At 67.5% G+C, this 26,359-nt stretch carries 23 protein-coding genes and 1 pseudogene; 10 read left to right on the top strand and 14 right to left on the bottom strand.

What is annotated here, in order from left to right; translation table 11 throughout:
• Nucleotides 1–31: 31 nt before the first annotated feature.
• Together BN1263_RS03890 and BN1263_RS03885 are read left to right on the top strand one after the other, a co-directional pair.
• Nucleotides 32–484, top strand: coding sequence for a SufE family protein (locus BN1263_RS03890; RefSeq protein WP_019660505.1), 453 nt, complete (start codon nt 32–34; stop codon nt 482–484).
• Nucleotides 481–1,728: an MFS transporter gene (locus BN1263_RS03885; protein ID WP_058979681.1), complete on the top strand. Its 1,248-nt coding sequence runs from the start codon at nt 481–483 to the stop codon at nt 1,726–1,728. Before BN1263_RS03890 ends, BN1263_RS03885 begins: the two co-directional genes overlap by 4 nt.
• 574 nt (nt 1,729–2,302) lie before the next feature.
• Here BN1263_RS03885 and dksA read toward each other — a convergent pair.
• Nucleotides 2,303–3,529, bottom strand: coding sequence for an RNA polymerase-binding protein DksA (gene dksA, locus BN1263_RS03880; protein ID WP_058979679.1), 1,227 nt, complete (start codon nt 3,527–3,529; stop codon nt 2,303–2,305).
• A 271-nt stretch (nt 3,530–3,800) separates the two neighbouring features.
• Between dksA and yidD the strand changes: the two genes are divergently transcribed.
• From yidD to BN1263_RS03865, 3 genes are read left to right on the top strand one after another with little or no spacing between them, the layout of a single operon-like run.
• Nucleotides 3,801–4,055, top strand: a complete 255-nt coding sequence (gene yidD / locus BN1263_RS03875) for a membrane protein insertion efficiency factor YidD (protein WP_005417723.1) — start codon at nt 3,801–3,803, stop codon at nt 4,053–4,055.
• 1 nt (nt 4,056) lies between these two features.
• Entirely contained in the window at nt 4,057–5,403 is a 1,347-nt protein-coding gene (locus BN1263_RS03870; protein WP_058979677.1) for a dihydroorotase, read from the top strand.
• Entirely contained in the window at nt 5,403–6,251 is an 849-nt protein-coding gene (locus BN1263_RS03865) for a M23 family metallopeptidase (RefSeq protein WP_058979674.1), read from the top strand. Before BN1263_RS03870 ends, BN1263_RS03865 begins: the two co-directional genes overlap by 1 nt.
• A gap of 158 nt (nt 6,252–6,409) precedes the next feature.
• Here the strand turns inward: BN1263_RS03865 and BN1263_RS03860 are convergent, their stop codons facing one another.
• The 5 genes from BN1263_RS03860 to efp form a co-directional block, all read right to left on the bottom strand.
• Nucleotides 6,410–7,114, bottom strand: a complete 705-nt coding sequence (locus BN1263_RS03860; protein WP_058979672.1) for a squalene/phytoene synthase family protein — start codon at nt 7,112–7,114, stop codon at nt 6,410–6,412.
• Nucleotides 7,115–7,125: 11 nt separating this feature from the next.
• Entirely contained in the window at nt 7,126–7,821 is a 696-nt protein-coding gene (locus BN1263_RS03855; protein WP_058979670.1) for a phosphoglycolate phosphatase, read from the bottom strand.
• Entirely contained in the window at nt 7,818–8,534 is a 717-nt protein-coding gene (gene ubiG, locus BN1263_RS03850; RefSeq protein WP_058979668.1) for a bifunctional 2-polyprenyl-6-hydroxyphenol methylase/3-demethylubiquinol 3-O-methyltransferase UbiG, read from the bottom strand. Before ubiG ends, BN1263_RS03855 begins: the two co-directional genes overlap by 4 nt.
• A gap of 24 nt (nt 8,535–8,558) precedes the next feature.
• Entirely contained in the window at nt 8,559–9,902 is a 1,344-nt protein-coding gene (locus BN1263_RS03845; protein WP_058979666.1) for a TRZ/ATZ family hydrolase, read from the bottom strand.
• Between the two features lie 168 nt (nt 9,903–10,070).
• Nucleotides 10,071–10,637, bottom strand: a complete 567-nt coding sequence (gene efp / locus BN1263_RS03840; protein WP_005410381.1) for an elongation factor P — start codon at nt 10,635–10,637, stop codon at nt 10,071–10,073.
• Between the two features lie 97 nt (nt 10,638–10,734).
• Here efp and epmB point away from each other — a divergent pair, with 97 nt between their 5' ends.
• A complete protein-coding gene (gene epmB / locus BN1263_RS03835; RefSeq protein ID WP_144435318.1) occupies nt 10,735–11,775 on the top strand; it encodes an EF-P beta-lysylation protein EpmB in 1,041 nt (346 codons plus the stop codon).
• Nucleotides 11,776–11,854: 79 nt separating this feature from the next.
• Here the strand turns inward: epmB and BN1263_RS03830 are convergent, their stop codons facing one another.
• The 3 genes from BN1263_RS03830 to BN1263_RS03820 all read right to left on the bottom strand — a co-directional run bounded on the left by BN1263_RS03830 (nt 11,855) and on the right by BN1263_RS03820 (nt 15,728).
• Nucleotides 11,855–13,981, bottom strand: coding sequence for a putative bifunctional diguanylate cyclase/phosphodiesterase (locus BN1263_RS03830; protein ID WP_021204177.1), 2,127 nt, complete (start codon nt 13,979–13,981; stop codon nt 11,855–11,857).
• The gene (locus BN1263_RS03825; protein ID WP_032953776.1) at nt 13,978–14,880 is read right to left on the bottom strand and encodes a phosphate/phosphite/phosphonate ABC transporter substrate-binding protein; all 903 of its coding nucleotides are present in this window, start codon (nt 14,878–14,880) and stop codon (nt 13,978–13,980) included. Before BN1263_RS03825 ends, BN1263_RS03830 begins: the two co-directional genes overlap by 4 nt.
• 77 nt (nt 14,881–14,957) lie before the next feature.
• Entirely contained in the window at nt 14,958–15,728 is a 771-nt protein-coding gene (locus BN1263_RS03820) for an RNA methyltransferase (protein ID WP_058979662.1), read from the bottom strand.
• A 120-nt stretch (nt 15,729–15,848) separates the two neighbouring features.
• Here BN1263_RS03820 and BN1263_RS03815 point away from each other — a divergent pair, with 120 nt between their 5' ends.
• Complete coding sequence (locus BN1263_RS03815) at nt 15,849–16,676, top strand: inositol monophosphatase family protein (protein ID WP_005417749.1); 828 nt, start codon at nt 15,849–15,851, stop codon at nt 16,674–16,676.
• 671 nt (nt 16,677–17,347) lie between these two features.
• Here BN1263_RS03815 and htpX read toward each other — a convergent pair.
• On the bottom strand, nt 17,348–18,214 hold the full coding sequence (gene htpX / locus BN1263_RS03810) for a protease HtpX (RefSeq protein WP_058979661.1): 867 nt from the start codon (nt 18,212–18,214) through the stop codon (nt 17,348–17,350).
• 93 nt (nt 18,215–18,307) lie between these two features.
• On the opposite strand from htpX, the pseudogene gluQRS reads away from it, so the two are divergent.
• From gluQRS to phaR, 3 genes and pseudogenes are all read left to right on the top strand, one after another.
• Nucleotides 18,308–19,222 (top strand): annotated as a pseudogene (gene gluQRS / locus BN1263_RS03805) (tRNA glutamyl-Q(34) synthetase GluQRS); the annotation flags it as partial.
• 21 nt (nt 19,223–19,243) lie between these two features.
• Nucleotides 19,244–19,984 carry an acetoacetyl-CoA reductase gene (phbB, locus tag BN1263_RS03800; protein ID WP_058979713.1) on the top strand — a complete coding sequence of 247 codons (741 nt, stop codon included), beginning with the start codon at nt 19,244–19,246 and terminating at the stop codon, nt 19,982–19,984.
• Nucleotides 19,985–20,166: 182 nt separating this feature from the next.
• The gene (gene phaR / locus BN1263_RS03795; RefSeq protein ID WP_026347074.1) at nt 20,167–20,694 is read left to right on the top strand and encodes a polyhydroxyalkanoate synthesis repressor PhaR; all 528 of its coding nucleotides are present in this window, start codon (nt 20,167–20,169) and stop codon (nt 20,692–20,694) included.
• Nucleotides 20,695–20,768: 74 nt separating this feature from the next.
• Here the strand turns inward: phaR and BN1263_RS03790 are convergent, their stop codons facing one another.
• From BN1263_RS03790 to BN1263_RS03775, 4 genes are all read right to left on the bottom strand, one after another.
• Nucleotides 20,769–21,722, bottom strand: a complete 954-nt coding sequence (locus tag BN1263_RS03790; RefSeq protein WP_058979658.1) for a TraB/GumN family protein — start codon at nt 21,720–21,722, stop codon at nt 20,769–20,771.
• Between the two features lies 1 nt (nt 21,723).
• Entirely contained in the window at nt 21,724–22,656 is a 933-nt protein-coding gene (locus BN1263_RS03785; protein WP_058979656.1) for a DUF1684 domain-containing protein, read from the bottom strand.
• 11 nt (nt 22,657–22,667) lie between these two features.
• Entirely contained in the window at nt 22,668–24,572 is a 1,905-nt protein-coding gene (gene mutL / locus BN1263_RS03780; protein ID WP_058979654.1) for a DNA mismatch repair endonuclease MutL, read from the bottom strand.
• A 160-nt stretch (nt 24,573–24,732) separates the two neighbouring features.
• Nucleotides 24,733–26,301: an N-acetylmuramoyl-L-alanine amidase gene (locus BN1263_RS03775; RefSeq protein ID WP_019660525.1), complete on the bottom strand. Its 1,569-nt coding sequence runs from the start codon at nt 26,299–26,301 to the stop codon at nt 24,733–24,735.
• Between the last annotated feature and the right edge of the window lie 58 nt (nt 26,302–26,359).

The raw sequence follows: 26,359 nt of genomic DNA, 5'->3' as shown, positions 1-26,359 counted from the left end.
CGCCGGCCACGCCCCCACTGTAGAGACTGTTGTGACCGACTCCCCGTTCCCGCTTGAACCCACCGCCGCCGAGGCCCAGACCGCCATCGCCGAGGAATTCGGCTTCTTCGGCGACTGGTCCGAGCGCTACCAGTACCTGATCGACCTCGGCCGCAAGCTGCCGGCCTTCCCGGAAGAATGGAAGACCGAAGAGCATCGCCTGCTCGGCTGCCAGTCGATGGTCTGGATCGTGCCGGAAGGCAATGCGCAGTCGCTGCGCTTCCATGCCATCAGTGATTCGGCCATCGTCTCCGGCCTGATCTTCCTGGCGCTGCGCGTGTACTCCGGGCGCTCGGCGCGGGAGATCCTGGCCACCGAACCGAGCTATATCCAGGACATCGGCCTGGCCCGCCACCTGTCTCCGACCCGCAGCAATGGTGTGGCAGCGATGCTGGCCTTCATCCGCGAGACCGCGCAGACCCAGCTGCAGCGCGATCCGTCGTGAACGAGCCTGCCACAGCCGAGGACACCGCGCTGGGCCTGCTGTCCCGGCCCGGCTTCGCCAAGCTGCTGGCCTACCGCATCTTCGCGATGCTGTCCTACCAGGTGGTGGCAGTCACCGTCGGCTGGCACATCTACGAAGTCACCCGCAATCCGTTCTCGCTGGGCCTGATCGGTCTGGCCGAGGTGCTGCCGTTCTTTTGCGTGGCGCCATTCGCCGGCTACCTGGTCGACCATCTGCCGCGGCGTCGGTTGGGCATGGCGGCCTGTTCCGGGCTGATCGCCACCGCGCTGGTACTGACCAGCGTGGCCAAGGGCTGGCTGCCGTTTGAAGGCGTGTGGCCCATCTATGCAGCCATCGCCCTGACCGGCATGGTCCGCGCCTTCCTGTCACCTATCTACAACGCACTGTTCGCCCGCGTGCTGGCCCGCGATCAGTTCGCGCGCGGCGCAGGCCTCGGCGCGGTGGTGTTCCAGGCCGGCATGGTCGCCGGCCCGGCGCTGGGCGGCGTGCTGGTCGGCTTCGGCGGCAAGGGCCTCTCCTACGCGGTGGCTACGGCCTTTGCGCTGGTGGCGATGGCCTGCCTGGCTACATTGAAGGTGGAAGAACCGGTGCACACCGGTCCCGCCGCGCCGATCTTCAAGAGCATTGCCGAAGGCGCGCGCTTCGTGGTCGGCAACCGGATCATGGTCGGGGCGATGGCGCTGGACATGTTCTCGGTGCTGCTGGGCGGCGTGGTGGCGATGCTGCCGGCCTTCCTGCACGAGATCCTGCACCACGGTCCGGAAGGCCTGGGCATCCTGCGCGCGATGCCGGCGCTCGGTTCGGTGTGCGTGGGCCTGTGGCTGGCCCGCCACCCGCTGCACCGCAATGCCGGCCGCGTGTTGCTGTTCGCGGTGGGCGGGTTCGGCCTGTGCGTGATCGGCTTCGGGCTGTCGCAGCACTTCTGGCTGTCGGCGCTGATCCTGCTGTTCTATGGTGCCTTCGATGGCGTCTCGGTGGTGATCCGCTCGACCATCCTGCAGTTGGCCACGCCGGAAGAAATGCGCGGACGTGTGTCGTCGATCAACGGCATCTTCATCAGTTCGTCCAACGAGCTGGGCGCGTTCTATGCAGGCACGATGGCGAAGCTGCTCGGCCTGGTGCCGGCCGTGGTGCTGGGTGGGTTCGCGGTGCTGAGCGTGGCCGGGATCACCGCGTGGAAGAACCCGACGCTGCGGAAACTGAATCTGCGTGATCTGCAGTGACCCTGCGGAGAGCGCGTTCGGCGGCGCCGGGCGTTTGACTGGCCACGTCACTTTCCCTCGATGAATGGGTTTGTCACTTTCTTTGCGCGCGCAAAGAAAGTAACCAAAGAAACGCGCCGCCATCCGCGAGCCGGCGCTGCGCGCCGGTGCCCTGTGCTCCTCGGTGAATCAGGGGACGGCGCGGAGAGCCAGCCGACTAGCAGTCGGCTCTACAGGATAGAGCGGCCTCTTCGCCCCTGATTCCCCTGCGGTGCTCGGCTCGCTACAAGGCGGACTCAACAGCCGCGAGCGCACGCATGACCGCTCTTGTCGGCCTGAGCCGAGCGTGGGCTCGGCTCTACATCGGCCGCGCACGCAGGAAACCGGCGAGAGCCTGCGGGTGGGTCCGGGCAGGACCGTCCGCGGCATGGATGCCGCGGCCGAGCTTACAGGGATGTACTTGCAGCGTGTCCTGCCCGGACCCACCCGCGGGCTCCCTCTGATACGCGGAAGGCGCCGTTCTACCCAGCCAACCACCCCAACAAAAAACCCGGCCGAGGCCGGGTTTTTCGCATGACCACACAACGAGCAGGAATCAGTCGCCCTGCTGCTTCTGCAGGTGCTCCCAACGCTCCTGGGCGTCGATGGTGCGTTCAGCCGTGAGGCGCGCTTCGAGGCGCTCCAGGCCGATTTCTTCACCGGTGTCGACGCAGTAACCGTAGTCGCCCGCTTCCAGGCGCTTCAGGGTGCTGTCGATCTTGCCGATCAGCTTGCGGTAGCGGTCGCGGGTACGCAGTTCCAGCGAGTTCTCGGTCTCGCGGGTCGCACGCTCGGCTTCATCGCCGATGTCACGCACTTCCTCGCGCAGGTTCTCGATGGTCTGCTTGGACTCTTCGACCAGGTCCGCGCGCCAGTTCTGCAGGCGCTGGCGGAAATACTCCTGCTGCAGCGGGCTCATGTATTCCTCTTCCGAGGACGGCTTGTAGCCAGCCGGCAGGATCGGGCGGCCGGTGGCCTCGTCGGTCTTGTATTCGACCACCTTGTACTTGCTGCGCGGGGCCGGTGCTGCCGAGCGGGCGGCGACGGCCACGGCAACCTTGCCGACAGGGCGCGACACGGTCTTCGGGGCGGAATCGGATTTCACGGCGGTTTTGGCAGGCGATTTCGAAACGGGCACGGGATTCTTGGATTGCGGGGCCTTCGAAGCGGCAGGAGCGGCGGCCGGGGCCGGCTTGGAGGCCGGTTGGGCTGCTGCCACTGCCACGGTCTTGGCCGGGACAGGCTTGGCCGGAGCCGGCTTGGCAGCAGGCTTCGGTGCGGACTTCACTACTGGGGCCGGGGCCGGCTTTACGGCCGGTGCGGCAACATTCTTGGCACCCTTCTTTACAGCGGCAGGCGTGGCGACCGGCTTGGCCGCAGCGACCTTCTTTGCTACGGGCTTGGCGACCGGCTTGGCTGCAGCCTTCTTCACCACCGCCTTCGGCGCCGGCTTGGCGGCGGCCTTCTTGGCCACCGGCTTGGCGGCAGCTTTCTTCACCGGCGCAGCCTTGCTGACGGTCTTCTTCACCGGCGCCTTCTTGCTGACAGCGGCTGGCTTGGCCTTGGCGGGCGCAGCGGCTTTCTTCGCCACCGGCTTGGTTGCCTTGACCGGCGTTTTCTTTGCGGTGGCCTTCCTGGCCGCCGGTTGCGAGGACGCTGCCTTGGTCGCCGGCTTGCTGGCCGGCTTCTTGGCAACGGGCTTTGCCGCCAACTTCTTCACAACAGGCTTGGCGGTTTTCTTGGCGGCCGTTGCGGCCTTCTTTGCAGTTTTTTTAGCAGCCACGAAACGCTCTTCCTTGGATTCCCCGGGGCCCGGGAAAGCGGGCCTTTATAGCCTACCCGACCCGCAGCAGCAACCTCGGCACCCTGCTCCATTCAGTCCTGGAGCCAAGGCGCCCAATGGGCAGTCCGACGAACACGGACCGCCTTGCGCGGTACGGAACCTGGCCAGCACCCGACGGTGCTGGTACCGGTCGCAGGCCATCGGCGACATGCGACCAACGGCCCATCCTGCACAAATGCGGCCTTCATGCCAACTGGCATAAGATGACTGGGTGATCTCGCGCCTGCTCATTGCCCTGCTGCGCTTCTACAAGCGCTTCATCAGCCCCCTGCTGGGGCCGCGCTGCCGTTTCGTGCCGAGCTGTTCTGAATACGCGATGGATGCCATCTCCCGGCACGGGCCGCTGCGCGGCAGCTGGCTGGCGGCGCGCAGGCTGGGCCGCTGCCATCCGTTCCACCCCGGCGGCTTCGATCCGGTGCCCGAATCCACCCACGCCCCCTCTTGCCGTTGCACAGGAAAACACTGACATGTCCTCCACCCTCATCACCAACGCCCGGATGGTCAACGAAGGCCGCACCTTCGACGGCGACCTGCGCATCGAGAACGGCCGCATCGCGCAGATCGGCAACGGGCTCGCGCCGCGCAACGGCGAGCAGGTGGTGGACGCGGCCGGGCGCTGGCTGCTGCCCGGCATGATCGATGACCAGGTGCACTTCCGCGAACCGGGCTTGACCCACAAGGGCGACATCGCCAGCGAATCGGCGGCCGCCGTGGCCGGTGGCCTGACCAGCTTCATGGACATGCCCAACACCAACCCGCCGACGCTGGATTCGACCATCCTGGAAGCCAAGTACGAGCTCGCGCGCGGCCGCGCCTGGGCCAACTACGGCTTCTACCACGGTGCCAGCAATGACAACCTGGACGCGATCCGTGCGCTGGACCCGAAGAAAGCCCCGGGCGTGAAGGTGTTCATGGGTGCTTCGACCGGCAACATGCTGGTCGACAACCCGGAAACGCTGGACGCGATCTTCCGCGAATGCCCGACCCCGATCATCACGCACTGCGAAGATACGCCGATGATCGATGCCAACCTCAAGGCCTTCCAGGGAAAGTACGGTGATGCGCTGACCCCGGACATGCACCCGGACATCCGTTCGCGCGAAGCGTGCATCAAGTCGACCCGCCTGGCGATGTCGCTGGCGCGCAAGCACGGCACCCGCCTGCACGTACTGCACATCTCCACCGCCGATGAGCTGGCGCTGTTCGAGAAGGGCCCGCTGATCCGCGCCGATGGCAGCCGCAAGCAGATCACCGCCGAAACCTGCGTGCACTTCCTGCACTTCGCGCGCCCGGACTACGCGACCAAGGGCAACCTGATCAAGTGCAACCCGGCGATCAAGGAAGTGTCCGACCGCGAGGCAATCACCGCTGCGCTGGCCGATGACGTGCTGGACGTGCTGGCCACCGACCACGCGCCGCACACCTGGGAGGAGAAGCAGAAGCCCTACGCGCAGGCGCCGTCGGGCCTGCCGCTGGTGCAGTACGCGCTGGTGGCCGCGCTGGAGCGGGTGCACGAAGGCAAGCTGACCCGCGAGCAGGTGGTGCAGAAATTCGCACATGCGCCGGCGCAGCTGTTCGACGTGGAAGAACGCGGCTTCCTGCGCGAAGGCTACTTTGCCGACCTGGTGCTGGTGGAGGACGTGCCGTTCACGGTCAAGCGCGAGGACGTGCTGTCCAAGTGCGGCTGGTCGCCGTTTGAAGGCACCACCTTCCGTTCGCGTGTGGCTTCGACCTGGGTCAACGGCCAGCTGGTGTGGGACGGCAGCAAACTGGTCGGCGAACCCGCCGGCCAGCGCATGACCTACGACCGCTGATGCGTTCGGCACTTCTGTTCGGAGCGCTGCTGCTGGCCGCGCCCCTGTTCACCGCACCGTCGGCGCAGGCACAGGACGGCATCGGCAGCCTGATCGACAGCCGCGTGGTGTTCCCGGCCAGCGCGTCGCAGGGCGCACTGGTGATCGGCAAGGTGCCCGCTGGCAGCCGCGTGCAGTACGCCGGCCGCCAGCTGCGGGTGAGCGGCTATGGCAGCGTCGTGTTCGGCATCGGCCGCGACGAGAAGGGTCCGCTGCGCGTGCAGGTGCAACGCCCCGATGGTGGCAGCGAGACCGCAACCATCGCGGTGACGCCGCGCGACTGGCCCACCGAGCGGGTCAACGGCGTACCCCCGAAGACGGTCAATCCGCCGCCGGCGATCGCCGAGCGGATCAAGCGCGAACAGGCGCAGGTAACCGCTGCACGTTCGCGCGACGACGACCGTACCGACTTCACCCAGACCTTCATCTGGCCGGTCCAGGGCCGCATCAGCGGCCGCTTCGGCAATGCGAGGGTGTACAACGGCCAGCCCGGTGCCGGTCATTCCGGCATGGACATCGCGGTGCCGACCGGCACGCCGGTAAAGGCACCGGCCGCCGGCATCGTCACCTTCGCCGGCCCCGACCTGTACCTGACCGGTGGCACGTTGCTGCTCGACCACGGTTTCGGGGTCAGCTCCAACTTCCTGCACCTGTCGCGCATCGACGTAAAAGTCGGCGACCGTGTGGAGCAGGGTCAGGTGATCGCTGCCGTCGGCGCCACCGGCCGTGCCACCGGCCCGCACCTGCACTGGGGCATGAACTGGTTCGAGACCCGTATCGACCCGCTGCTGGTGCTGGAGCACAAATAACGCCCATCGCCCGGTGCAGCGGTGAGCCACTGTTGTAGAGCCGAGCCCACGCTCGGCTGCTGTCGCGCAGAGATGAGCCGAGCATGGGCTCGGCTCTGCAGACAGCATTCAATCAACCGCGCGAGGTAGCGCCGGGCCATGCCCGGCGGAGCGCGGGATCAGCCGCGCGCCGCCCACCACACGCGCAGCAACGTGCGCACCGGAGTGGCTTCGATTGGCTTGCCTGCGGCCTGCGCGGCCACACGGGCACGCGCCAGGCTGGACCACACGCGGCGCGGGCGCGGGCCGGGCACGCGGGTGCCCCACCCCTTCAACAGGTGTTGCGCCCAGCGCTGCGCAGCCGTGCTGGCATCACCGTCCAGCAGGCTGCGCGGCACACCGGCCACGCCCGCATCCTGCAGGCGCTGGGCGAGCGTCTGCAGTTGCACCGCACGACTGGCGCCGCTGCGCGGCTTGTCCGCGAACAAGGTTGCCTCCACTGCGGCTACGGCCTCGGCGTAGTTGGCCAGCGCGCGCTCGGCGTCGGCCGCATCGGGCGCGACGGTGCGTGCTTCAACCAGATCCGGCAGCGCTTCGGCCAACTGCGCCCACGGCGCACGCACCGGCTCCAGCAGCCGGCCCAGCGGATGGCGCGAACGATGCCCGGCCCAACTGCGCAGCTCCTCGCCCCACCACGCCAGCTTGGCGTCGGCCGGCAACGGGTCGCCGCTTGTGTTGAGCATGTCGTCGAACTCCTGCAGCAGCGCAAACCACGCCACGGCCAGCTCGCGTTGTGATTCGGCCACGAACGGGGCGGCCACCGACCATTCCGGCCAACGGCTGCGCCACTTGTCGAGGAAACTGTCCAGCGCGGTACTGCTCACTACACCATTCCTTACGGCTGGGCCGGGGCTGCCGGCCGGGTCGGCCAGAGACTGGCCAGTTGCAGAAGTTCAGCGTTCTCGACCAGCACGTCGGCCTGCCAGGCCAGCGGATCGTCGCTGTGCAGGCGGTAGCCCCACAGGGCTGCCACCGACGGCATGGCCGCGGCCCGCGCGGCGATGATGTCGCGCTCGTCGTCACCCACGTACACGCAGTCTTCGGCAGCAACGCCAATGGCCTGCGCAGCGTGCAGCAGCGGCAGCGGGTGAGGTTTGCGCTCGGCCAAGCTGTCACCGCCGACCAGCACCGCGCAACGCTGCTGCCAACCATGTTGCGGCAGGATCAGGCGCGCCAGGTACTCCGGCTTGTTGGTGACGATGCCCCACACCGTACCGGCCTCATCCAGCGCGGCGAGCATGCCGGCCACGCCATCGAACAGCACCGCGTGCTGGCCGATCAACGCTTCGTAGCGCTGCAGGAATTCCGGGATCAGCGCGTCACGTGCGGCGACGTCCAGTTCCGGGAAGGCAGCCGAGACCATCGCCCGCGAGCCCTTCGACACCACCGGGCGCAGTGCGGCCGGATCGATGGGTGCACGACCACGTTCGGCCAGCATCGCGTTGCAGGTGGCGACGAAGTCCGGCGCGCTGTCCAGCAGGGTGCCGTCCAGGTCGAACAGCACCGCACGCGGGAAGCGGGCGGCGGTCATGCCGGCTTGACCGCGTAGGCCAGGTAGTTGATGTCGGTGCGGCTGCTCAGGCGGGCATGGTTGCGCCACGGCTCGTAGGCCATGCCGCTGACATCCACCAGCTGCAGGTCGGTTTCGCGCAGCCAGCGCGCCAGCTCGGCCGGCTTGATGAATTCCTGGTAGTGGTGCGTGCCCTTGGGCAGCAGGCGCGCCACGTACTCGGCGCCGACAATCGCCACCGCGAAGGCGGCCGCGGTGCGGTTGATGGTCGACAGGAACAGGTGGCCGCCCGGCTTCAGCAGGCGCTTGCAGGCCTCGATGATCGCACCCGGGTCTGGCACGTGCTCGAGCATTTCCATGCAGGTGACCACATCGAAACTGCCCGGCTGCTCGGCGGCCAGATCCTCGGCGGCCTGCACGCGGTAGTCGACCTTGGCGCCGCTTTCCAGCGCATGCAGGCGCGCGACCTTGACCAGCTCCGGGGCCAGGTCGATGGCGATGACGTCGGCGCCGGCCTGGGCCAGCGCTTCGCTCAGCAGCCCGCCACCGCAGCCGATGTCGAGCACACGCGCGCCACGCAGCGGCACGCGGTCGGCCACGTATTTCAGGCGCACCGGGTTCAGCGCATGCAGCGGCTTCTGCGGGCCGTCAGCGTCCCACCAGCGGTTGGCCAGCGCGGCGAACTTGTCCAGCTCGGCCTGATCGAAATTGGAGGAAGCGTGGGGGGCAGTCATGAGGGAGTCCTTGCGGCGCCGGGTTCAGGCGCGGATATGACGGATGCGCTCGCGCCACTGGCGCGCGTTGGCGATGATGCCCGGCAGGTCCATGCCGACCAGCTCGCGCTGCACCAGCTTCGGCTTGCCGGCGATCCAGACGTCGCTGACCTGCTGGCGGCCGGTGGCGTACACCAGTTGCGACAGCACGTTGTGCAGCGGCTGGGTTTCCAGCGCAGACAGGTCGACGCAGACCAGGTCGGCCTGCTTGCCGACTTCGATCGAGCCGATGCGGTCACCGAAGCCCAGCGCGCGTGCGCCACCCAGCGTGGACGCGCGCAGCGTGGTTGCCGCATCCAGTGCAGTGGCGTCGTCGGCCACGGCCTTGGCCAGGATCGCCGCGGTGCGGTTCTCGCTGAACATGTCCAGGTCGTTGTTGCTGGCGCAGCCATCGGTACCGATCGCCAGGTTCACGCCTGCGCGCTGCAGGGCGCAGGCCGGGCAGAAACCGGAGGCCAGCTTCAGGTTGGATTCCGGGCAATGCACCACGCTCACGCCGCGCTCGGCGCACAGGTGGATTTCCGCATCGGTCAGCTGGGTCATGTGCACCGCAATCAGGCGGTCGTTGACCAGGCCGAGCCGATCCAGCCGCGCCAGCGGGCGCTGGCCGTGCAGCCTGATCGAATCGGTGATTTCCTGCGCGGTCTCGTGGGTATGCAGGTGCACCTGCATGTCGAGCTGGTCGGACAGCATCCGCACCCGCTCGAAGTTGGCATCGTTGACCGTGTAAGGCGCATGCGGCGCGAACGCGGTGGCGATCAGCGGATCGGTGCGCCACTGGTCGTGCAGTTCACCGGCCTTGGCGAAGTACTCGTCGTCGGTCTTGGCCCAGGCGGTGGGGAAATCGATGATGACCGCGCCCACCAGCGCGCGGAAACCGTGTTTCTTGTAGACCGCGGCCTGCACGTCGCCGAAGAAGTAGTTCTCGTTGGCGCAGGTGGTGCCGCCGCGCAGCATCTCGGCGATGGCCAGGGTGGTGCCGTCGGCAACGAATTCGGGGCCGATCACCGCCGCTTCCACCGGCCAGATGTGCTGCTGCAGCCAGGTCATCAGCGGCAGGTCGTCGGCGACGCCGCGCAGCAGGGTCATCGGGTTGTGCGTGTGGGCGTTGACCAGGCCCGGCATCAGCGCGGCCTCGGGGCGACTGACCACCTGGGCGGCACGGAAGTGCGCGCGCGCCTCGGCACGCGGCAGGATGGCCACGATCTCGCTGCCACGCACGGCGACGGCATGGTCTTCCAGCACCACCGCATGCGGCTCGATCGGAACGACGTAACCGGCTTCGATGAGCAGGTCGCAGGCTTCGGGGAGGTGCGGGCTATCGCTCATGCGGGCTCACTGGCTATTGGAGAAGGGCCTGGCGGGAGGCGGTAGCGCCGGGCCATGCCCGGCGGCTGTCCGCTGCGGCGCCATGGGCGCCAGCAACGGGTCCGGGCGGCGCCCGGAAAGCCGAGCGCGGGCTCGGCTCTACAGTGAGGTCGGCCAACCGCCGGAACCTTATTTGACGCGTGCGGAATATTCGCCCGAACGGGTGTCGACGCGGATCACTTCGTCCTGGTTGACGAACAGCGGCACGCGGACCACGGCGCCGGTTTCCAGGGTGGCCGGCTTGCCGCCGCCGCCCGAGGTGTCGCCACGGACGCCCGGATCGGTTTCGGTGATCTTCAGCTCGACGAAGTTCGGCGGCTGCACGAAGATCGGCTCACCGTTCCACAGGGTGACCACGCAGGACTCCTCGCCCTTCAGCCACTTCTCGGCGCCGCCCATGCCTGCCTTGGTGGCCTGGACCTGCTCGAAGGATTCCGGGTCCATGAAGTGCCAGTACTCACCGTCGCTGTACATGAAGTTCATGTCGGTATCGACGACGTCGGCTGCATCCAGCGAGTCAGTCGACTTCATGGTGACTTCTTGGGTACGGCCGTCCTTGATCAGGCGGTACTTCACGCGGGTGAAGGCCTGGCCCTTGCCCGGCTTGACGTATTCGGTGTCGATGATGACGGCCGGTTGGTTGTTGACCAGGATCTTCATCCCGTTCTTGACGTCGTTCATGCCGTAGCTGGCCATGCGTAAACTCCTGAGTGGCAAAAAACGCCGCGGGGGGGGGGAGCCGTTAGAATGGAAAGCCCACCGGGTGCCGGTGGGCGACTGTTTTTCTGCCCCCATGATAACCGCAGGCCCCCTCTCCATGCAGCTTTCCGCCTTCCCCCGGCCCCAGTCGCCCGGTGCGCCCGCGCGCTGGCAGCAGCTCTGGCGCCAGGCACTGCGCGACCCGCAGGCCCTGCTGGCCCGGCTGCAGCTGGACCCGACGGCACTGGGCGTCTCCGAAGTGGCCATGGCCCAGTTCGCGCTGCGCGTGCCGGAGGGCTTCGTGGCCCGCATGCGCAAGGGCGATCCGGCCGATCCGCTGCTGCGGCAGGTGCTGCCGATCGACGAGGAAATGCGCCCGGCGCCCGGGTTCAGCTTCGATGCGGTGGGTGATGGTGCGGCCAAGAAGGCCACCGGCGTCATCCAGAAGTACCGTGGCCGCGCCCTGCTGGTGGCGACGGGCAGCTGTGCGATCAACTGCCGCTACTGCTTCCGCCGCCACTTCGACTATGGCGCGGAGAACGCCGCCAAGGGCGGCTGGCAGGAGGCCGTAGCCGCCATCGCCGCCGACCCGGACATCGACGAGGTGATCCTGTCCGGCGGTGACCCGCTGTCGCTGGCCACGCACAAGCTGGTCGAGCTGACCGACGCCCTGCGCGCGATCCCGCATATCCGCCGCCTGCGCATCCATACCCGGCTGCCGATCGTGCTGCCCGAGCGCGTGGACGATGAACTGGTCTCCTGGCTGGGCAGCCTGCCCTGGCCGCTGGCGATCGTGGTCCACGCCAACCATGCCAATGAATTCGACGCCAGCGTGGACGCGGCGATGGCCCGCCTGCGCGCTACCGGCGCCCAACTGCTGAACCAGGCGGTGTTGCTGCGCGGGGTCAATGACAGCGTGCAGGCCCTGCAGGACCTGAGCGAGCGCAGCTTCGACGCCGGCGTGCTTCCCTACTACCTGCACCAGTTGGACCGGGTCGAGGGCGTGGCCCACTTCGAAGTGGATGACGCCCAGGCCAAGGCGCTGATTGCCGGCCTGACCGCGCGCCTGTCCGGTTATCTGATCCCGAAACTGGTGCGCGAACTGCCCGGCGACCCGAGCAAGCGTCCGCTGTAGCCCCAAAAAAGGGGACGGAGGGGATTAAGTCGCAAATGCATAAGCGACTTAATCCCCTCCGTCCCTTTTTTTGTGTCGGTCAGAGGCCCGATTCGATCATCCGCACCACTTCGGTGGCGGTCACCGGATGACTCAGCCAGTAGCCCTGGCCAAGATCGCAGCCGCGCTGCACCAGCAGGTCGAACTGCGCCTGCTGCTCGATGCCCTCGGCCACCACGGTGATGCCCAGTGCGTGGGCCATGGCGATGATCGCCGTGGTCAGCGCCAGATCGTCGGGATCGCGCTGCATGTCGGCCACGAAGCTCTTGTCGATCTTCACCCCGTCCACCGGTACCTGGCGAAGATGGCTGAGACCGGAGAAGCCGGTGCCGAAATCGTCCAGCCAGACCTTCACGCCGGTGCGGTGCAGCTTGTCCAGCAGCTGTGCGGCCACCATCTCGTCGCCGATCACGGCGGTTTCGGTCAGCTCCAGATGCAGGCGCGAGGCCGGTAGCCCGGACTCATGCAGGCACTGCGCCACCAGTGCCGGCAGTTCGCCGCCGCGCAACTGCCGTGGCGACACGTTGACCGACACGAACAGGTCGTCCCCGGCCGTCCCGCGCGGCCATTGCGCGGCCTCCATGCAGGCCGCACGCAGCACCTTCGGGCCGATGACTTCGATAAGGCCACTCTGCTCGGCCACCTCGATGAACACCGAAGGCGGGATCGTGCCCAGGGTCGGGTGCTGCCAGCGCAGCAGCACTTCAACGCCGACCATGCGGCGGTCGCGCATGCGGAAGATCGGCTGGTAGGCCAGGCGCAGTTCGCCGCGCTCCCAGGCGCCGCGCAGCTCCTGTTCCATATGCACGCGACGCTCGACTGCATGGTCCATCGCCCGGCTGTAATAGCGATAGCAGTTCTTGCCCGCCATCTTTGCCTGGTACATGGCAATGTCGCCGTTCTTCAGCAGGGTGGTGGCATCGGCCGCATCGTCAGGGAACAGGGTCACGCCGATCGAGGTACCCAGGAACAGTTCCCGGCCCTGCACCACCAGCGGCTTGCCCAGCTCCCGCACCAGCACTTCAGCCAGCAGCCGCGCATTTGCGGCCACATCACCATCGCCCACCAGGATCACGAACTCATCTCCGCCGAAGCGCGCCAACAGGGCTTCATCGCCCCCGGCTTCGGTGACCGCGCGATCGATACGCTGTGCAAACTGCAGCAGTGCTTCATCGCCAGCTTCGTGGCCAAGGGTGTCATTGACTCGCTTGAAGTCGTCGATATCGGCGAACAACAGGCCCAACCGGTGATTGGCGGCACGGGCAGCCATCAACCGATGATCAAGCGCCTCGCGGAATGCCAGCCGGTTGGTCAGCCCGGTCAACGCGTCGGTATAGGCCATGCGCCGCACTTCGCGGTCATGGCGGGCGATCGCATCACGCATGCGGGCAAAACCGCGCACCAGTTCACCCACCTCGTCGTCGCGGGTGTTCTCGGCCAGCGGCGTCTGGTAGTCGCCCGCCTCGATGCGACGGGCAGCGACGGCAAGATCACGGATCGGCGCAACCAGAGTACGCTGCACGTACAGGATCACGACCACGCCGATCACCACCAGTAGGCCCAGCATCAACAGCAGCCAGCCCAGGTGACGGCTACCGACCTGCTGCAGGCGTTCGCCCAAGGTGGCGTTGGCTGCCTGCTCGCGCTGCTGCACCTCATCCAGCGCCATGCCGACGCGGACGCCGCCAATGCGCTGGTTGCCGACCATGATCGGCATGGTGTTGTCGAGCACCTTCGGCGACTCCTGCACGACCAGCGCCTGCGCAGCCGCGGCCCTGGGTGCAAGAGGATCAGCCATCGGCTGGCCGAAACCGGATACTTCGACCGAGCCGTCGTGAACCAGCCGGCCGCGTTCGTCGAACACCAGCACGTAGCGCACCACGGGCTGGCGCGCAGTACTGCGCACCAGTACGCCAACCTGGTCCAGATCACGGTAGTACAACGGGTTGGCCAGCGCATCGGACAACTCGCGCGCCATCGCCTCGCCGCGGCTGCGCACGCTGCGGTCGAACAATTCATGGATGACGCCACCGCTGAGGTTGCGCACCTCGCCCTGCATCGCCGCCTGCCGCCCCAACAACACTGCCAGGATCGCGATCACCACGACCATTGCCCCGCCCATCGCGAGCAGGAACCGGGCCTGCATCCCCGAGCCAAGCCACTTCATTCCACTTCCATCCGCACGCGCGTCAATCCTTGTTTCAATTCATCCAGCCGCTGCTGCGCATGCGCATCGACGCGGTGGAACCCGGAAGTGCCAAAAAACCGATGCAGCGCTCCCCGTGCCCGCGGGTCGCCGGCCGCCTGCAGCAGCACTTCCTGCAGGCGATCGCGCACGCGTGGATCAAGGTCGGCGCGGACCATCTCCACCGCACGCGGGTAGGGTTCGGTGCGCAGCAGCTCGCGGAAGTCGCGCCGGAACGCTGCTGGCATCCGCCGTTCGTCATTCCAGTCCACGCTGCTCACCGCTCCCACGTCAACCACCCCCTTGTGCACGAACGTCGCGATGTTCAGCTCGCTGCGTGCAAATACGTAGCCCACGCTATCTGGGCCCGGCATGTCCCATGCACCGGCCAGGATCTGCGGCGACAGGCCTTCCTGCAGCAACGTCATCACCGGCACCAGGTAGGCACTGGTGGACGCCGTGTTCTGCAGGGCCAGGCGATGGCCCCGCAGATCCTGCATGCGCTGGATCGGGCTGTCGCGGCGCACGAAGAAAACCGTCTGGTACTCCCGCACACCGTTGCGCTCGGTCAGCAGCAGCGGACGGGCGCCACTGCGCTGGCCCAGCGCCACCGCCGTACCCGAGGTTTCCGTGACCCAGTCGACACGACCGCGCCGCAGATAGCTGGCCATCTGCTGTGGATCGCGTGCCATCAGGATCCTCCCCTCCTTGATGCCAACGTCGTGCATGCGCGCCACCACGTAATCCAGCAAGGGCTGAAGCTGCTCGTAGTGGGCCTTGGGATCATCGCTGATCCGGCCCAGCACCAGCACGTGGTCCGGTGCTGCACGCACCGTCCCGGCCAGCAGGACCATGGCCAGGCTCAGCAGTCCCCCCTGCATTGCCTTTCGCAGACCCGACACAGGCTTCATCCCCCCCTGGGTATCCAGACAGACTACCCGAAAAAATGAGAACGTCGTCAGCTGTCCTTGTTGCCTGCTTGTGCCAGTCGCGCCATGCGCTGGGTGTCGGCGAGGATGCCGCGCAGCAGGCGCACTTCCTGCTCGCTGGGCTCGCTGCGCAGGAACAGGCGGCGCAGCTTGCGCATCGCCGATTCCGGCGCGCGGCCCTTGTGGAAATCGATCTCGTCCAGCGTGTCGCCGAGCTGGGCGAAGAAGCTCTCCATCTGCTCATGGCTGGCGGCCTGTTCGCGGAAGCCGGGCTGGGGATTGGGGGCCGGCTGCGCGCCCAGCAGCTGCATGCGCATTTCATAGGCCAGCACCTGTACGGCGGCCGCCAGGTTGAGCGAGCTGAACTCAGGATCGGACGGGATGTGCACCGCCGCATGGCAGAGCTGCAGTTCCTCGTTGGTCAGGCCGGTGCGCTCACGACCAAACACCAGCGCCACCTCGGCGCCCTCGCCCGCCTTGGCCACCGCGCGGGCGGCGGCATCGGCCGGCAGGTACTCCTCCAGCTGCACGCGGCGGGCACGCGCGGTGCAGCCCAGCACCAGGCGGCAATCGGCCACGGCCTCGGCCAGGGTGGCGACCACCGGGGCGTCCCCCAGCACATCTTCGGCCCCGGCCGAGCGGCGGAAGGCCTCCTCGTCCAGAGACTTTTCGGGAGCGACCAGCACCAGGCGGGCCAGGCCCATGGTCTTCAGGGCACGGGCGGCGGCCCCCATGTTGCCGGGGTGCTGGGTACCGACCAGGACGAATCGGAGGCGGGTGGCGGCGGGAAACTGGGACATGAACAGGGAAAAGGTCGAGCTGGACGATGACCAATGGTAAACTGTGCGGCCGGCCACTGCGCCGGACCCGCTCTTTTCCCCCGCCAGTCCATCTCTTCTGCCTTTCCGGGAGCCAACGCCATGCAGAAACCCGCCGTCACCGTCATGGTCAAGGCCGCCCGCCTCGCCGGCAACGTCCTGTTGCGCAACATCAACAAGCTCGAGGCACTGAACGTGGTGCAGAAGGGCCGGATGGACTACGCCAGCGAAGTGGATGCGGACGCGGAAAAGGTCATCGTCAAGGAACTCAAGCGCGCTTATCCGGACTACGGCATCTTCGGTGAAGAAGGTGGCGTGCAGGGCGAGCGCCGCCAGATGTGGGTCATCGACCCGCTGGACGGCACCAGCAACTACCTGCGTGGCGTGCCGCACTACTGCGTGTCGATCGCGCTGGTCGAGAACGGCGAGCCGACCGACGCGGTCATCTTCGACCCGCTGCGCAATGAACTGTTCACCGCCAGCCGTGGTGCCGGCGCCGTGCTGAACGACCGCCGCATCCGCGTGGCCGACCGCAAGGATCTGGAAGGCACGATGATCCACACCGGTTTCGCCCCGCGCGAGCGCAGCCGCGCCAGCGCCCAGCTGAAGGCGGTCGACGCCCTGCTGGTGCACGGTGAGGACATCCGCCGCACCGGTTCGGCCGCATTGGACCTGGCCTACGTGGCCTGCGGCCGCGCCGACGCCTACTTCGAAGCCGGTGTGAAGGCGTGGGACATCGCCGCCGGCCTGCTGCTGGTCCGCGAGGCGGGCGGCAAGGTCTGTGACTTCAAGGGCGCGACCCTGGGCCGCATGGACAACCGTGGCCCGGAGACCCACCAGATCGTAGCCGGCAACCTGAAGGTGGCCGAGTCGCTGCAGAAGGTGCTGGTGAACACCGGCTACGCCGCCGAGTTCGACGCGAAGTTCTGAGGTTCCGTGTAAAGCGGTTCATGGAGACGGCACCTGCGAAGGTGCCGTTTTCGTTTGTGCGCACGGAGAGTCGTTTCCGCGACCGCGGAGGGGTGTCGCTTTCTTTGCGCGCAAAGAAAGTAACCAAAGAAGCGCTCCGCCAGCCGCGAGCCGTCGCTACGCGACGGTTCCCTGCGCTTCTCGGAGAATCAGGGGACGGCGCCGAACTCGCTGCGCTCAGACACCGGCGCCTCTTCGCCCCTGATTCCCCTGCGATGCTCGGCTCGCTCAAGGCGGACTGGAAGATCAAGATCAAGATCGACAGCATCCACACGTGGCGCGGATCTACTGGGTGCAGCTGTGGCATTTGACGTTGGGTCCGCCTTGAGCGAGCCGAGCACCGCAGGTCCGGCGAGGGCGAAGAGGTGCGGGTGTCTGAGCGCAGCGAGTTCCCGCACCGTCCCTCGACGGGCCGAGGAGCGCAGGGTACCGGCGTGCGCAGCACGTCGGCTCGCGCCCCGGCGGCGTGTTTCTTTGGTTACTTTCTTTGCACGAGCAAAGAAAGTGACACCCCTCCGCGGTCGCGGAAATGATCCTAGGCATCGCCTGGCGCCACCACTGCGTGCGCGCGCAAAACAAAAACGCCCGGCGCGAGGCCAGGCGTTCCTGCACTACCGTGGAAGCACGGAGGCTTACGCCACCGTCGAAGCCCGCAGCGCGGCGATGCGCTCTTCCAGCGGCGGGTGGCTCATGAACAGCTTCTTGGCCGTCGAACCGGAAATGCCGAAGGCGGCAATCTGGGTCGGCAGCGTGCTCTGGCCATGGTTGAGCTGCAGGCGCTCCAGCGCGGCGATCATCTTCTGGCGACCGGCCAGCGAGGCACCGCCGGCATCGGCGCGGAACTCGCGGTGGCGCGAGAACCACATGGCGATCATCGTCGCGAACAGGCCGAACACCATCTCCAGCACGAACACGATGATGTAGTAGGCGAAGCCGCGGCCGCCGCCTTCGCGGTTGCCCGACAGCGTGCTGTCGATGATGCCGCCGACCACGCGGGCCAGCACGATCACGAAGGTGTTCAACACGCCCTGCAGCAGTGCCATGGTGATCATGTCACCGTTGGCGACGTGGGCGATCTCGTGGCCCAGCACCGCTTCGGCCTCGTCTTCACTCATGTTGTGCAGCAGGCCGGTGGACACCGCCACCAGCGCGTTGTTGCGGTTGGCACCGGTGGCGAAGGCATTGATCTCCGGGCCGTCATAGACCGCCACCTCGGGCATGCCGATGCCGGCCGCCTTGGCCTGCCGCTCGACGGTGGCCAGCAGCCAGCGCTCGGTCTGGTTGCGCGGCTCGGTGATCACCACCGCACCGGTGGAGCGCTTGGCCATCCACTTTGACAGCAGCAGCGAGATGAAGGAGCCACCGAAACCGAAGATGCCGGCCATGATCAGCAGACCGCTCATCTTGCTCGGGTCGGTTCCCGCCAGCGACATCACGATGCTGGCGAGGATCAGGACCGCGAAGTTAGTCGCCAGGAACAGGGCAATGCGGGTAAACATGGGAAAATCCGGCTCGGAAGGGGTCGATACCGGTCAATTTGCGGTGCGCTCAGCTTGAATTCAAGCGCCAACCTGACCGACGATTCAGCCAGCATGACCTCCCCCATTCCCTGCGGCCGTTTCGCGCCCTCGCCGACCGGCCTGCTCCACCCCGGATCCCTGCTCGCCGCCTTCGGCAGTTGGCTGCTGGCCCGCCACCATGGCGGCCTGTGGCGGCTGCGCATCGAAGACGTCGACCCGCCGCGCACCGTGCCCGGTGCCGCCACATCACAGCTGCAGGCGCTGGCCTCGTTCGGCCTCGCCCACGACGGCCCGATCCTCTGGCAGAGCACCCGCGGCGAGGCCTACCAGGCCGCACTGGACGTGCTGCTGGCCAGCGATCTGGCCTTCATCTGCCACTGCAGCCGCAGCGAGTTGGCCGCCAACGGCGGCATCCATCACCGCTGCGTTGCGCGGCAACCGCGACCGGACCCTGCCGTCCGCTTCCGCGTGCCGCCGGGCAGCATCGTGCACTTCGACGATGGCCTGCGCGGCCCGCAGCAGCAGGACGTGCATGCCGAAGTCGGCGACTTCGTGCTGCGCCGTGCCGACGGCTGCTGGGCCTACCAGTTGGCCGTGGTGGTCGATGACGCCGAGCAGGGCGTGACCGAAGTGGTGCGCGGCGCCGACCTGCTCGACTCCACCGCGCGGCAGATCCTGCTGCAGCAGGCGTTGGGGCTGGCGGTGCCGCGGTACTGGCACCTGCCGCTGCTGCTCGATGCCCCAGGCCACAAGCTGTCCAAGTCGCTGGCGGCGCTGCCGGTGGACAGTTCGCGCCCGCTGCCAGTGCTGCGCCGGCTCTGGGAGTTGCTTGGCCAATCACCTCAAGCGCTGGAACCTGCCTGCGATCTGGATACGCTGCTGGCGGCCGCCCGGCAGGCCTTCGACCCGGCACGGCTGCCACGTGGCGACATCCTGTTGCCGGCCGGCGCACTTTCCGCGCCGATGTTGCAGAATCCCCCTTCCCCACCTGATTCCGGACAGCATTCCATGACATCTCGCGTCGCACTGGTCACCGGCGGAACCGGCGGCATCGGTACCGCCATCTGCCAACGCCTGGCCGACCAGGGCCACCGGGTCGCCACCAACTACCGCGACGAGGCCAAGGCCCGCGCCTGGCAGCAGGCGATGACCGAGCGCGGCTACAACGTGTCGATCTTCCCGGGCGATGTCTCCGATCCAGGCAGCGCCGAGGCGCTGGTGCGCGCCGTCGAGGCCGAGCTGGGCCCGGTCGAGATCCTGGTCAACAACGCCGGCATCACCCGTGACACCACCTTCCACCGCATGCGCGCGGACCAGTGGCACGATGTGATCAACACCAATCTCAACTCGGTGTTCAACGTCACCCGGCCGGTCATCGAAGGCATGCGCCGCCGCGGCTGGGGCCGGGTCATCCAGATCAGCTCGATCAACGGCCTGAAGGGCCAGTACGGCCAGGCCAACTATGCTGCGGCCAAGGCCGGCATGCACGGCTTCACCATCTCGCTGGCCCGTGAGAACGCCGGCTTCGGCATCACGGTCAACACCATTTCGCCCGGCTACGTCGCCACCGACATGGTGATGGCGGTTCCGGAGGACGTGCGCGCCAAGATCATCGCCGACATTCCCACCGGGCGCCTCGGCAAGCCGGAAGAAATCGCCTATGGCGTGTCCTTCCTGGTGGCCGAGGAAGCGTCGTGGATCACCGGCAGCAACCTGGACATCAACGGCGGCCACCACATGGGCTGGTGAGCCGCGCAGGGGGCGCCGCGGCATGCACCGGCGGCCCCTGCCGATGGTCATGCTGCGCAGCACGCAAACCCTTGTTGCGCAACATGATCGCCTCTGAAAGCCAAGCCTGGCGGGGGCTGGGGCGGTTGCAACCGCTGCTGCACTGCGCCATGCTGCGCGTCTACTGTGACGAGTACCGCTTCATGGCTGCGACCCGCATCATCAAGAAGTATCCGAACCGCCGTCTCTACGACACCGAGATCTCCAGCTACATCACCATCGAGGACGTGCGCCAGCTGATCCTGGACGGTGAAGACTTCGAAGTCCGCGACGCCAAGAGCGGCGACGACCTCACCCGTTCGGTCCTGCTGCAGATCATCGCCGACCAGGAACAGGATGGCGAACCGATGCTGTCCACGCAGCTGCTGAGCCAGCTGATCCGCTTCTACGGCGATTCCCTGCAGGGCTTCATGGGCAACTACCTGGAGCGCAGCATGCAGGTCTTCCTCGACCAGCAGCAACAGTTTCGCCAGCAGATGGGCAACCTGCTGGGCCAGACCCCGTGGGCGATGATGAACCAGCTGACCGAGCGCAACCTGGAGCTGTGGCAGGAGTTCCAGCGCAGCATGGGCAGCGGCTTCGGTGGCCCGCGCCCGGGCGGCACCGGCACGGGCACCGGCAACAAGCCGAACGAACCGGGCACCGGCACCGGCAGCAAGACCCGCCGCTGAGCCGCTTCACAGGCTGACACGAAAACGGCGCGCCGCTGGCGCGCCGTTTCTGTCTGGATCGCGCCAACGATACGTCAGCGTTTCGCCTTGCACGCCGAGCACACGCGCTCGACCTTGTACCCCTTCGCCTTCAGCTTCTCGACCACGCCATCACTGCCCAGCAGGTGCAGCGTGCCGACCACCACCAGCGTACCGCCCTGCCCGGTCTGCAGGTACGGCTGCAGCTTCGGCACCCAGGCATCGTTGCGCCCGGTGTTGATGCGCTGGTACAGCTGCGGGTACTGCTGGCGCATCTCTGCCGCCATCTTGGTCCACAGCAGGCGATCATCACCGCGGCGCCACGCATCATGCAGCAGCCGCGCCTGCTCATCGGCCTTGCCGGCCTGGTCCAGTGCTTCGGCCAGCATCTGCCGCTGTTCCTGCAGCGTCATTCCGTCAAGCATGCCGATCTGGGTATCAATGTCCTCCAGTCCCGCCGTCTTGCGGCCGGTCTTCTGCGCGCGCTCCATGAAGTGGCGGTCCAGGCCCAGCGCCGGGTCCAGGCCGAGCTTCTGCATCTGCCCGATCGAAATGCTCAGGCCGACGAACCAGGGCTTCATGCCCTGCATCTGCGCCAGCGGCAACTGGTTCTGGGCAGCAAAGGCCTGCAGCTTCTGCCAGGTGCCCGCATCCAGATCACGCTTCAGCTCGCTGCCATCGGTGCGGATCGCCGCCTGCACCATGCGGCTGGCCAGCTGGGGCGACTGCATGTCTTCCGGCGACAGTTCGAACACTACCCGCTGTGAGGCCTCGAACGCCTGTTCGACATCGGGCGACAGCGGGTAGTCCTGCGGCTTCAGCAGGTGGAAGGAACCGAGCAGGTAGAGGCGTGAGTCGCCTGGGCCGGTCACTTTCCACAGCAACGGCACCGGCGGCCTGGCCGCCGCTGCGCCAGCGGTGTCGGCTTGCAGGGTACGTGCTGCAACCAGCGGTGCCAGCGCACAGGCCGCCAACAGAACGGCGGCACGCAACAGTGATCTGATCGGCATCTCAGCCTTCTCCTTCAGGCAGGTGGTAGGCCTTCTCGCCCGCTTCCACGCGCAGGTCCAGCCGGTTTTCAGGCGGCGCCAACGGGCAGGTTGCATAGGCGGTGAACGCACACGGTGGGTTGTAGGCATGGTTGAAATCGATGCGCACCGTACCATCGGCGCCTGGCGCATCGGTGTCCAGGTAACGCCCAGCCGGATAGCTGCCGCGACCGCTGGTGCGGTCGGCGAAGATCAGGAACAGCGGCTGCCCGGGTGCACCTATCGCCTCCAGCCGCCAGTTGCGGCCATCACGCTGGAACTCGACCGCGCCTGCGTTCGGCATCTCGGTGGTCAAGCCAGTGATATCGACGATCGGCAGGGTCTTGCCTGGCGGGGGCGCGATGAAGCGCGCCTGCACCTGCCAGTCAGGACCGCCCGGCCAGTACTCCAGGCCGGCGAACCCACGGCGTGCAGGCGCATCGGCGTGCTTGACCCGCAGCGCATCGCGCGGACCGCGACGGATGATGCTGAGCTGGCCTTTGCCACCATCGAAGGCCAGCAGCGTCGGCTGCGGATCCTTGTCGGTGTCGATGCGGATGCGGCCGCGGACCGGTTTGCCCCCATGGCTGACGTCCGTACCGGCTTCGGGAGTGAACCACCATTGGCTGCCTTCGCGGCGCAGCAGGCCCAGCTTGTCCGGCCCCACCGCCAGGCGGATGCCATTGGTCGCGCCACTGCCGACAAAGTGCGATTTGTTCTGCAGCCAGTGCAGGCCGACCAGCGCAGTCCAACCGTCCGGGCGGGTCAGGTCCTGATAGCGTGCCACCCGCCACTGCTGCTGCCCGGCGGCATAGGACGGATCCTCCGCGGCCGAAGCCGGTGCCGGCGGCGGCGCGGGGCTGCAGGCGGCCAACACCATGGCGACCAGCAGGCCGCCCATTCCCCGATAACGCATCGATGCTCCCCTCAACGTCCGCGCAGGAACCAGCGGTCGATCTCCGCCAGCGAAAAACGGGCCCAGGTCGGCCGGCCATGGTTGCATTGGCCGGACCGCTCGGTGATCTCCATGTCGCGCAGCAGCGCGTTCATTTCCGGCACGGTCAGGCGACGGTTGGCACGCACCGCGCCGTGGCAGGCCATGGTCGACAGCAGCTCGTCGCGCGCGCTGGCCACGCGGCGGCTCTGGCCGTGCTCGCGCAGGTCGGTCAGCACGTCGCGCAGCAGGCCTTCCGGTTCGGCATGCGCCAGCAGTGCCGGTATGCTGCGCACGTGCAGTGAACCGGGGCCGGCACGGGTCACTTCGAAGCCGAGTGCGGCCAGCGTGTCGGCTTCGCTTTCGGCGGTATCGGCCTCGCGCTCGCCCACCGCCAGCGTGATCGGCACCAGCAACGGCTGCGACTGCAGGCCGATGCCATCGTGCGCGTTCTTCAGCCGCTCGTAGCCGATGCGTTCGTGTGCGGCATGCATGTCGACCACGATCAGGCCTTCGGCGTTCTCGGCCAGGATGTAGATGCCGTGCAGCTGCGCGATCGCATAGCCCAGCGGCGGCACTCCGGCATCGGCACTGGTGACCGGCAGACCGTTCTCGACGGGCATCGGGGGAAGCGCCGCCCCGGGCTCGGCACCGGCCGGCGTGGCATACAGCGCGGCGTAGGCCGCCGGTGCATCAGCAACCTGCAGCCCAAGGGGCTGCTGCGGGCGCCAGCCGGAAAAGCCACCGCCACCCGCGCCCGAGCCGGCACCGGGCGCAGGCCCACGCACCAGCCCGAAACCCGATGCGCCCGCGCTCGATGCCATCGATGCAGCAGCGGCGTCCACCGGATGCACCGGACCCGCACCGATCTCCTGCGCCGACATGCCCGCGCGGGTATCAGCCAACGCGTCCTTCAGCGTGCGATAGACGAAGTCATGCACCAGCCGCGAATCACGAAAGCGCACCTCGTGCTTGGCCGGGTGCACGTTGACATCAACACGGGTCGGGTCCAGTTCGAGGAACAGCACATAGGCCGGCTGCCGACCGTGGTACAGCACATCGCCGTACGCCATCTTCACCGCGTGGGCGACGCTGCGATCGCGCACCGAACGGCCGTTGACGTACAGGTACTGCTGGTCGGCGCTGGCACGCGAGTAATGCGGCTGCGCGATCCAGCCATGCAGGCGCAGGCCGGCGCCACTGTGATCCACGCGCACGGCCTGGTTGGCGAAATCCTCGCCCAGCGTTTCTGCCAATCGCGTATCGGAATACAGATCGCCCGGCTTGTAACGGCGCGAGGCCTTGCCGTTGTGGGACACGCGCAGTTCGACGTCCGGCCGCGCCAGGGCCAGCGAGCGCAGCCATTCTTCGATATGGCCCAGCTCGGTGCGCTCGGCGCGCAGGAACTTGCGCCGCGCCGGTACGTTGTAGAACAGCTCGCGCACTTCCACCGTGGTACCCGGCGCATGCGCGCGCGGCGTCACCTCACCGATCTTTCCGCCTTCGATCTGCAGCGCGGAACCATGCTCGTCATGTGCGCGACGCGAGGCCAGGGTGAAGCGACTGACCGAGGCGATCGACGGCAGCGCTTCGCCACGGAAACCGAGCGTGGCCACCGATTCAAGATCGTCCAGATCGGCGATCTTGCTGGTCGCGTGGCGCGATACCGCCAGCGGCAGCTGCTCCGGCGCGATGCCACTGCCGTTGTCGCGGATGCGGATCAGGCGTACACCGCCCTCTTCAAGATCGATATCTACGCGGCTGGCACCGGCGTCGATCGCGTTCTCGACCAGCTCCTTGACCACCGAAGCGGGGCGCTCGACCACTTCGCCAGCGGCGATCTGGTTGATCAGGATCTCCGGCAAGGGCCGGATCGGGCGCGGACCGGGCGCGCTCATGGGAGATGATGGGCAGCAGACTTCATGGGTCGATGATAGCGGAGCGCCCGTGGGTAGAGTCGACTGTCAGTCGACTGCTCTCCGCCCGGGCGCGGAAAAGCCCCGCGCTGCGCACGTAGTCGACTAACAGTCGACTCTACCGCGCTCTACAGGAAGCGGATTACTTGCTGCCGCCGGCCATGGTGGCTGCGGCGTCGATCTCGGCCTGGGCACGGGCCGCGTACAGCGTGCCCGGCGGTGGCTGGCGGCTGAAGAAGGTGTGCACGCCATCGAGCACGGCACCGGCGATCTTGCGCTGGTAGGCCGGGTCGGTCAGGCGACGCTCTTCATCCGGGTTGGAGATGAACGCGGTTTCCACCAGCATCGCCGGCATGTCCGACGTACGCAGCACCGCGAAGTTGGCGCGCTCGATGTTCGGCTTGTGGTTGTTGCCGATCCGCTTAAGGCCGCCCAGCACGTGGCCGGCGGCGTCTTCGGACGCCTTCATGTAGCCGCTCTGCGCCAGGTCCAGCAGCACATTGGCAAGCGTGCCCTCGGTCTGCTGCAGGCGAACGCCACCGACCAGATCGGCCGCGTTTTCCTTGTCTGCCAGCCAACGGGCGCGCTGCGAAGAGGCACCCTTGGTCGACAGTACGTACACCGACGAACCGGTGGCCGAACGGTTCTCGGCCGCGTCGGCATGGATCGAAATGAAGATGTCGGCCTTGTTCGCACGCGCCTTCTGCGCGCGCATCGGCAGCGGAATGAATACGTCACTGTCGCGCGTAAGGTAGGCCTTCAGGCCCGGCGTCGCATTGACCTGACGGGCCAGTTCCCGCGCCACCGCCAGAGTGACATCCTTCTCACGCTTGCCGGTCGGGCCGATCGCGCCCGGATCCTGGCCTCCGTGACCGGGATCGATGGCCACCACCAGATGGCGCATGCCGGCCTGCATGCGGATGCGGGAGGCATCACTGGGCATGGCCGGGCGCGGCGGTTCCACCGGCGTCGGTGCCGGCGCAGGCACCGTGGCCGGCGGCGTGGTCACCACCGCTGCGGTGCGCTGCCCAGCGAGGATCGCGGCCGGCGAGGAAGAAGGCGAACTGCTGGCCACGGTACCCGCCGCCGCGACCTGGGCCGGCGCGGTGGATGGCGCCGGGGTAGGCGTGGCCGGCGCGGCGGCGGTGGCACTGGCCTGCTGCCGCACCTGGGCAGTCAGCAGCGCCGTGGCACGCGCGGCATCGGTACGCGCCTGCGCGCTCTCCGCCGGCGTCGGCGTCGGTGCGGGCGTGTTGGCCGGCGCCTGCGGCGGCACCGCCGGCGTCGCTGCCGGACGGCTGGCGGCCACGGCCGGGCCATCGCCCGGCCATTCGATCACCAGCTTGGATTCATTGCCCTCGCGCTGCATCTGTGGGCGGAACGGCGCCACCGATTCAGCAAGGTCGAAAACGACACGGAAGGTACCCGGCACCGGCTGTCCGGTGCGCACTGCGGTGACCACGCCCTGCGCCGCCGGCATTTTCAGGTTGCGTACGGCGCTGGAGTCCGGGAAATCGACCACCAGGCGGTTCGGTCCGGCCAGCGACAGCGTCTTGTAACCGCCACTGCCCACCAGCGAGATCTCGGCACGGGTGCCGGTGGCACCGGTATTCAGCAGGACCTGGCGAATTTCACCGGCCCACGCGCTGACGCTCGCCAGACCCAGTCCGACGGCGGCACAGATGGCGATGAGACGGTTCCCCGGGCGCATGGCTCAGGATTCAATCACCGCGCTGAACGGAATGCAACACCTTTTTCCTTAATAATCC

It is taken from the genome of Stenotrophomonas thermophila (genome assembly GCF_001499715.1).
Lineage (GTDB): Bacteria > Pseudomonadota > Gammaproteobacteria > Xanthomonadales > Xanthomonadaceae > Stenotrophomonas > Stenotrophomonas hibiscicola.
Note: the sequence above shows the minus strand (reverse complement) of the source record. Positions and strands in the feature narration are given on the sequence as shown.

What these genes read in the sequence shown, in the direction of transcription:
- mutL (WP_058979654.1), bottom strand. Translation starts at nt 24,572, where the DNA reads ATGAGCGCGCCCGGTCCGCGCCCGATCCGGCCCTTGCCGGAGATCCTG.
- BN1263_RS03775 (WP_019660525.1), bottom strand. Translation starts at nt 26,301, where the DNA reads ATGCGCCCGGGGAACCGTCTCATCGCCATCTGTGCCGCCGTCGGACTG.
- phaR (WP_026347074.1), top strand. Translation starts at nt 20,167, where the DNA reads ATGGCTGCGACCCGCATCATCAAGAAGTATCCGAACCGCCGTCTCTAC.
- BN1263_RS03855 (WP_058979670.1), bottom strand. Translation starts at nt 7,821, where the DNA reads ATGACCGCCGCCCGCTTCCCGCGTGCGGTGCTGTTCGACCTGGACGGC.
- ubiG (WP_058979668.1), bottom strand. Translation starts at nt 8,534, where the DNA reads ATGACTGCCCCCCACGCTTCCTCCAATTTCGATCAGGCCGAGCTGGAC.
- BN1263_RS03815 (WP_005417749.1), top strand. Translation starts at nt 15,849, where the DNA reads ATGCAGAAACCCGCCGTCACCGTCATGGTCAAGGCCGCCCGCCTCGCC.
- phbB (WP_058979713.1), top strand. Translation starts at nt 19,244, where the DNA reads ATGACATCTCGCGTCGCACTGGTCACCGGCGGAACCGGCGGCATCGGT.
- htpX (WP_058979661.1), bottom strand. Translation starts at nt 18,214, where the DNA reads ATGTTTACCCGCATTGCCCTGTTCCTGGCGACTAACTTCGCGGTCCTG.
- BN1263_RS03820 (WP_058979662.1), bottom strand. Translation starts at nt 15,728, where the DNA reads ATGTCCCAGTTTCCCGCCGCCACCCGCCTCCGATTCGTCCTGGTCGGT.
- BN1263_RS03785 (WP_058979656.1), bottom strand. Translation starts at nt 22,656, where the DNA reads ATGCGTTATCGGGGAATGGGCGGCCTGCTGGTCGCCATGGTGTTGGCC.
- BN1263_RS03845 (WP_058979666.1), bottom strand. Translation starts at nt 9,902, where the DNA reads ATGAGCGATAGCCCGCACCTCCCCGAAGCCTGCGACCTGCTCATCGAA.
- BN1263_RS03865 (WP_058979674.1), top strand. Translation starts at nt 5,403, where the DNA reads ATGCGTTCGGCACTTCTGTTCGGAGCGCTGCTGCTGGCCGCGCCCCTG.
- BN1263_RS03830 (WP_021204177.1), bottom strand. Translation starts at nt 13,981, where the DNA reads ATGAAGTGGCTTGGCTCGGGGATGCAGGCCCGGTTCCTGCTCGCGATG.
- BN1263_RS03870 (WP_058979677.1), top strand. Translation starts at nt 4,057, where the DNA reads ATGTCCTCCACCCTCATCACCAACGCCCGGATGGTCAACGAAGGCCGC.
- efp (WP_005410381.1), bottom strand. Translation starts at nt 10,637, where the DNA reads ATGGCCAGCTACGGCATGAACGACGTCAAGAACGGGATGAAGATCCTG.
- epmB (WP_144435318.1), top strand. Translation starts at nt 10,735, where the DNA reads ATGATAACCGCAGGCCCCCTCTCCATGCAGCTTTCCGCCTTCCCCCGG.
- BN1263_RS03790 (WP_058979658.1), bottom strand. Translation starts at nt 21,722, where the DNA reads ATGCCGATCAGATCACTGTTGCGTGCCGCCGTTCTGTTGGCGGCCTGT.
- BN1263_RS03825 (WP_032953776.1), bottom strand. Translation starts at nt 14,880, where the DNA reads ATGCAGGGGGGACTGCTGAGCCTGGCCATGGTCCTGCTGGCCGGGACG.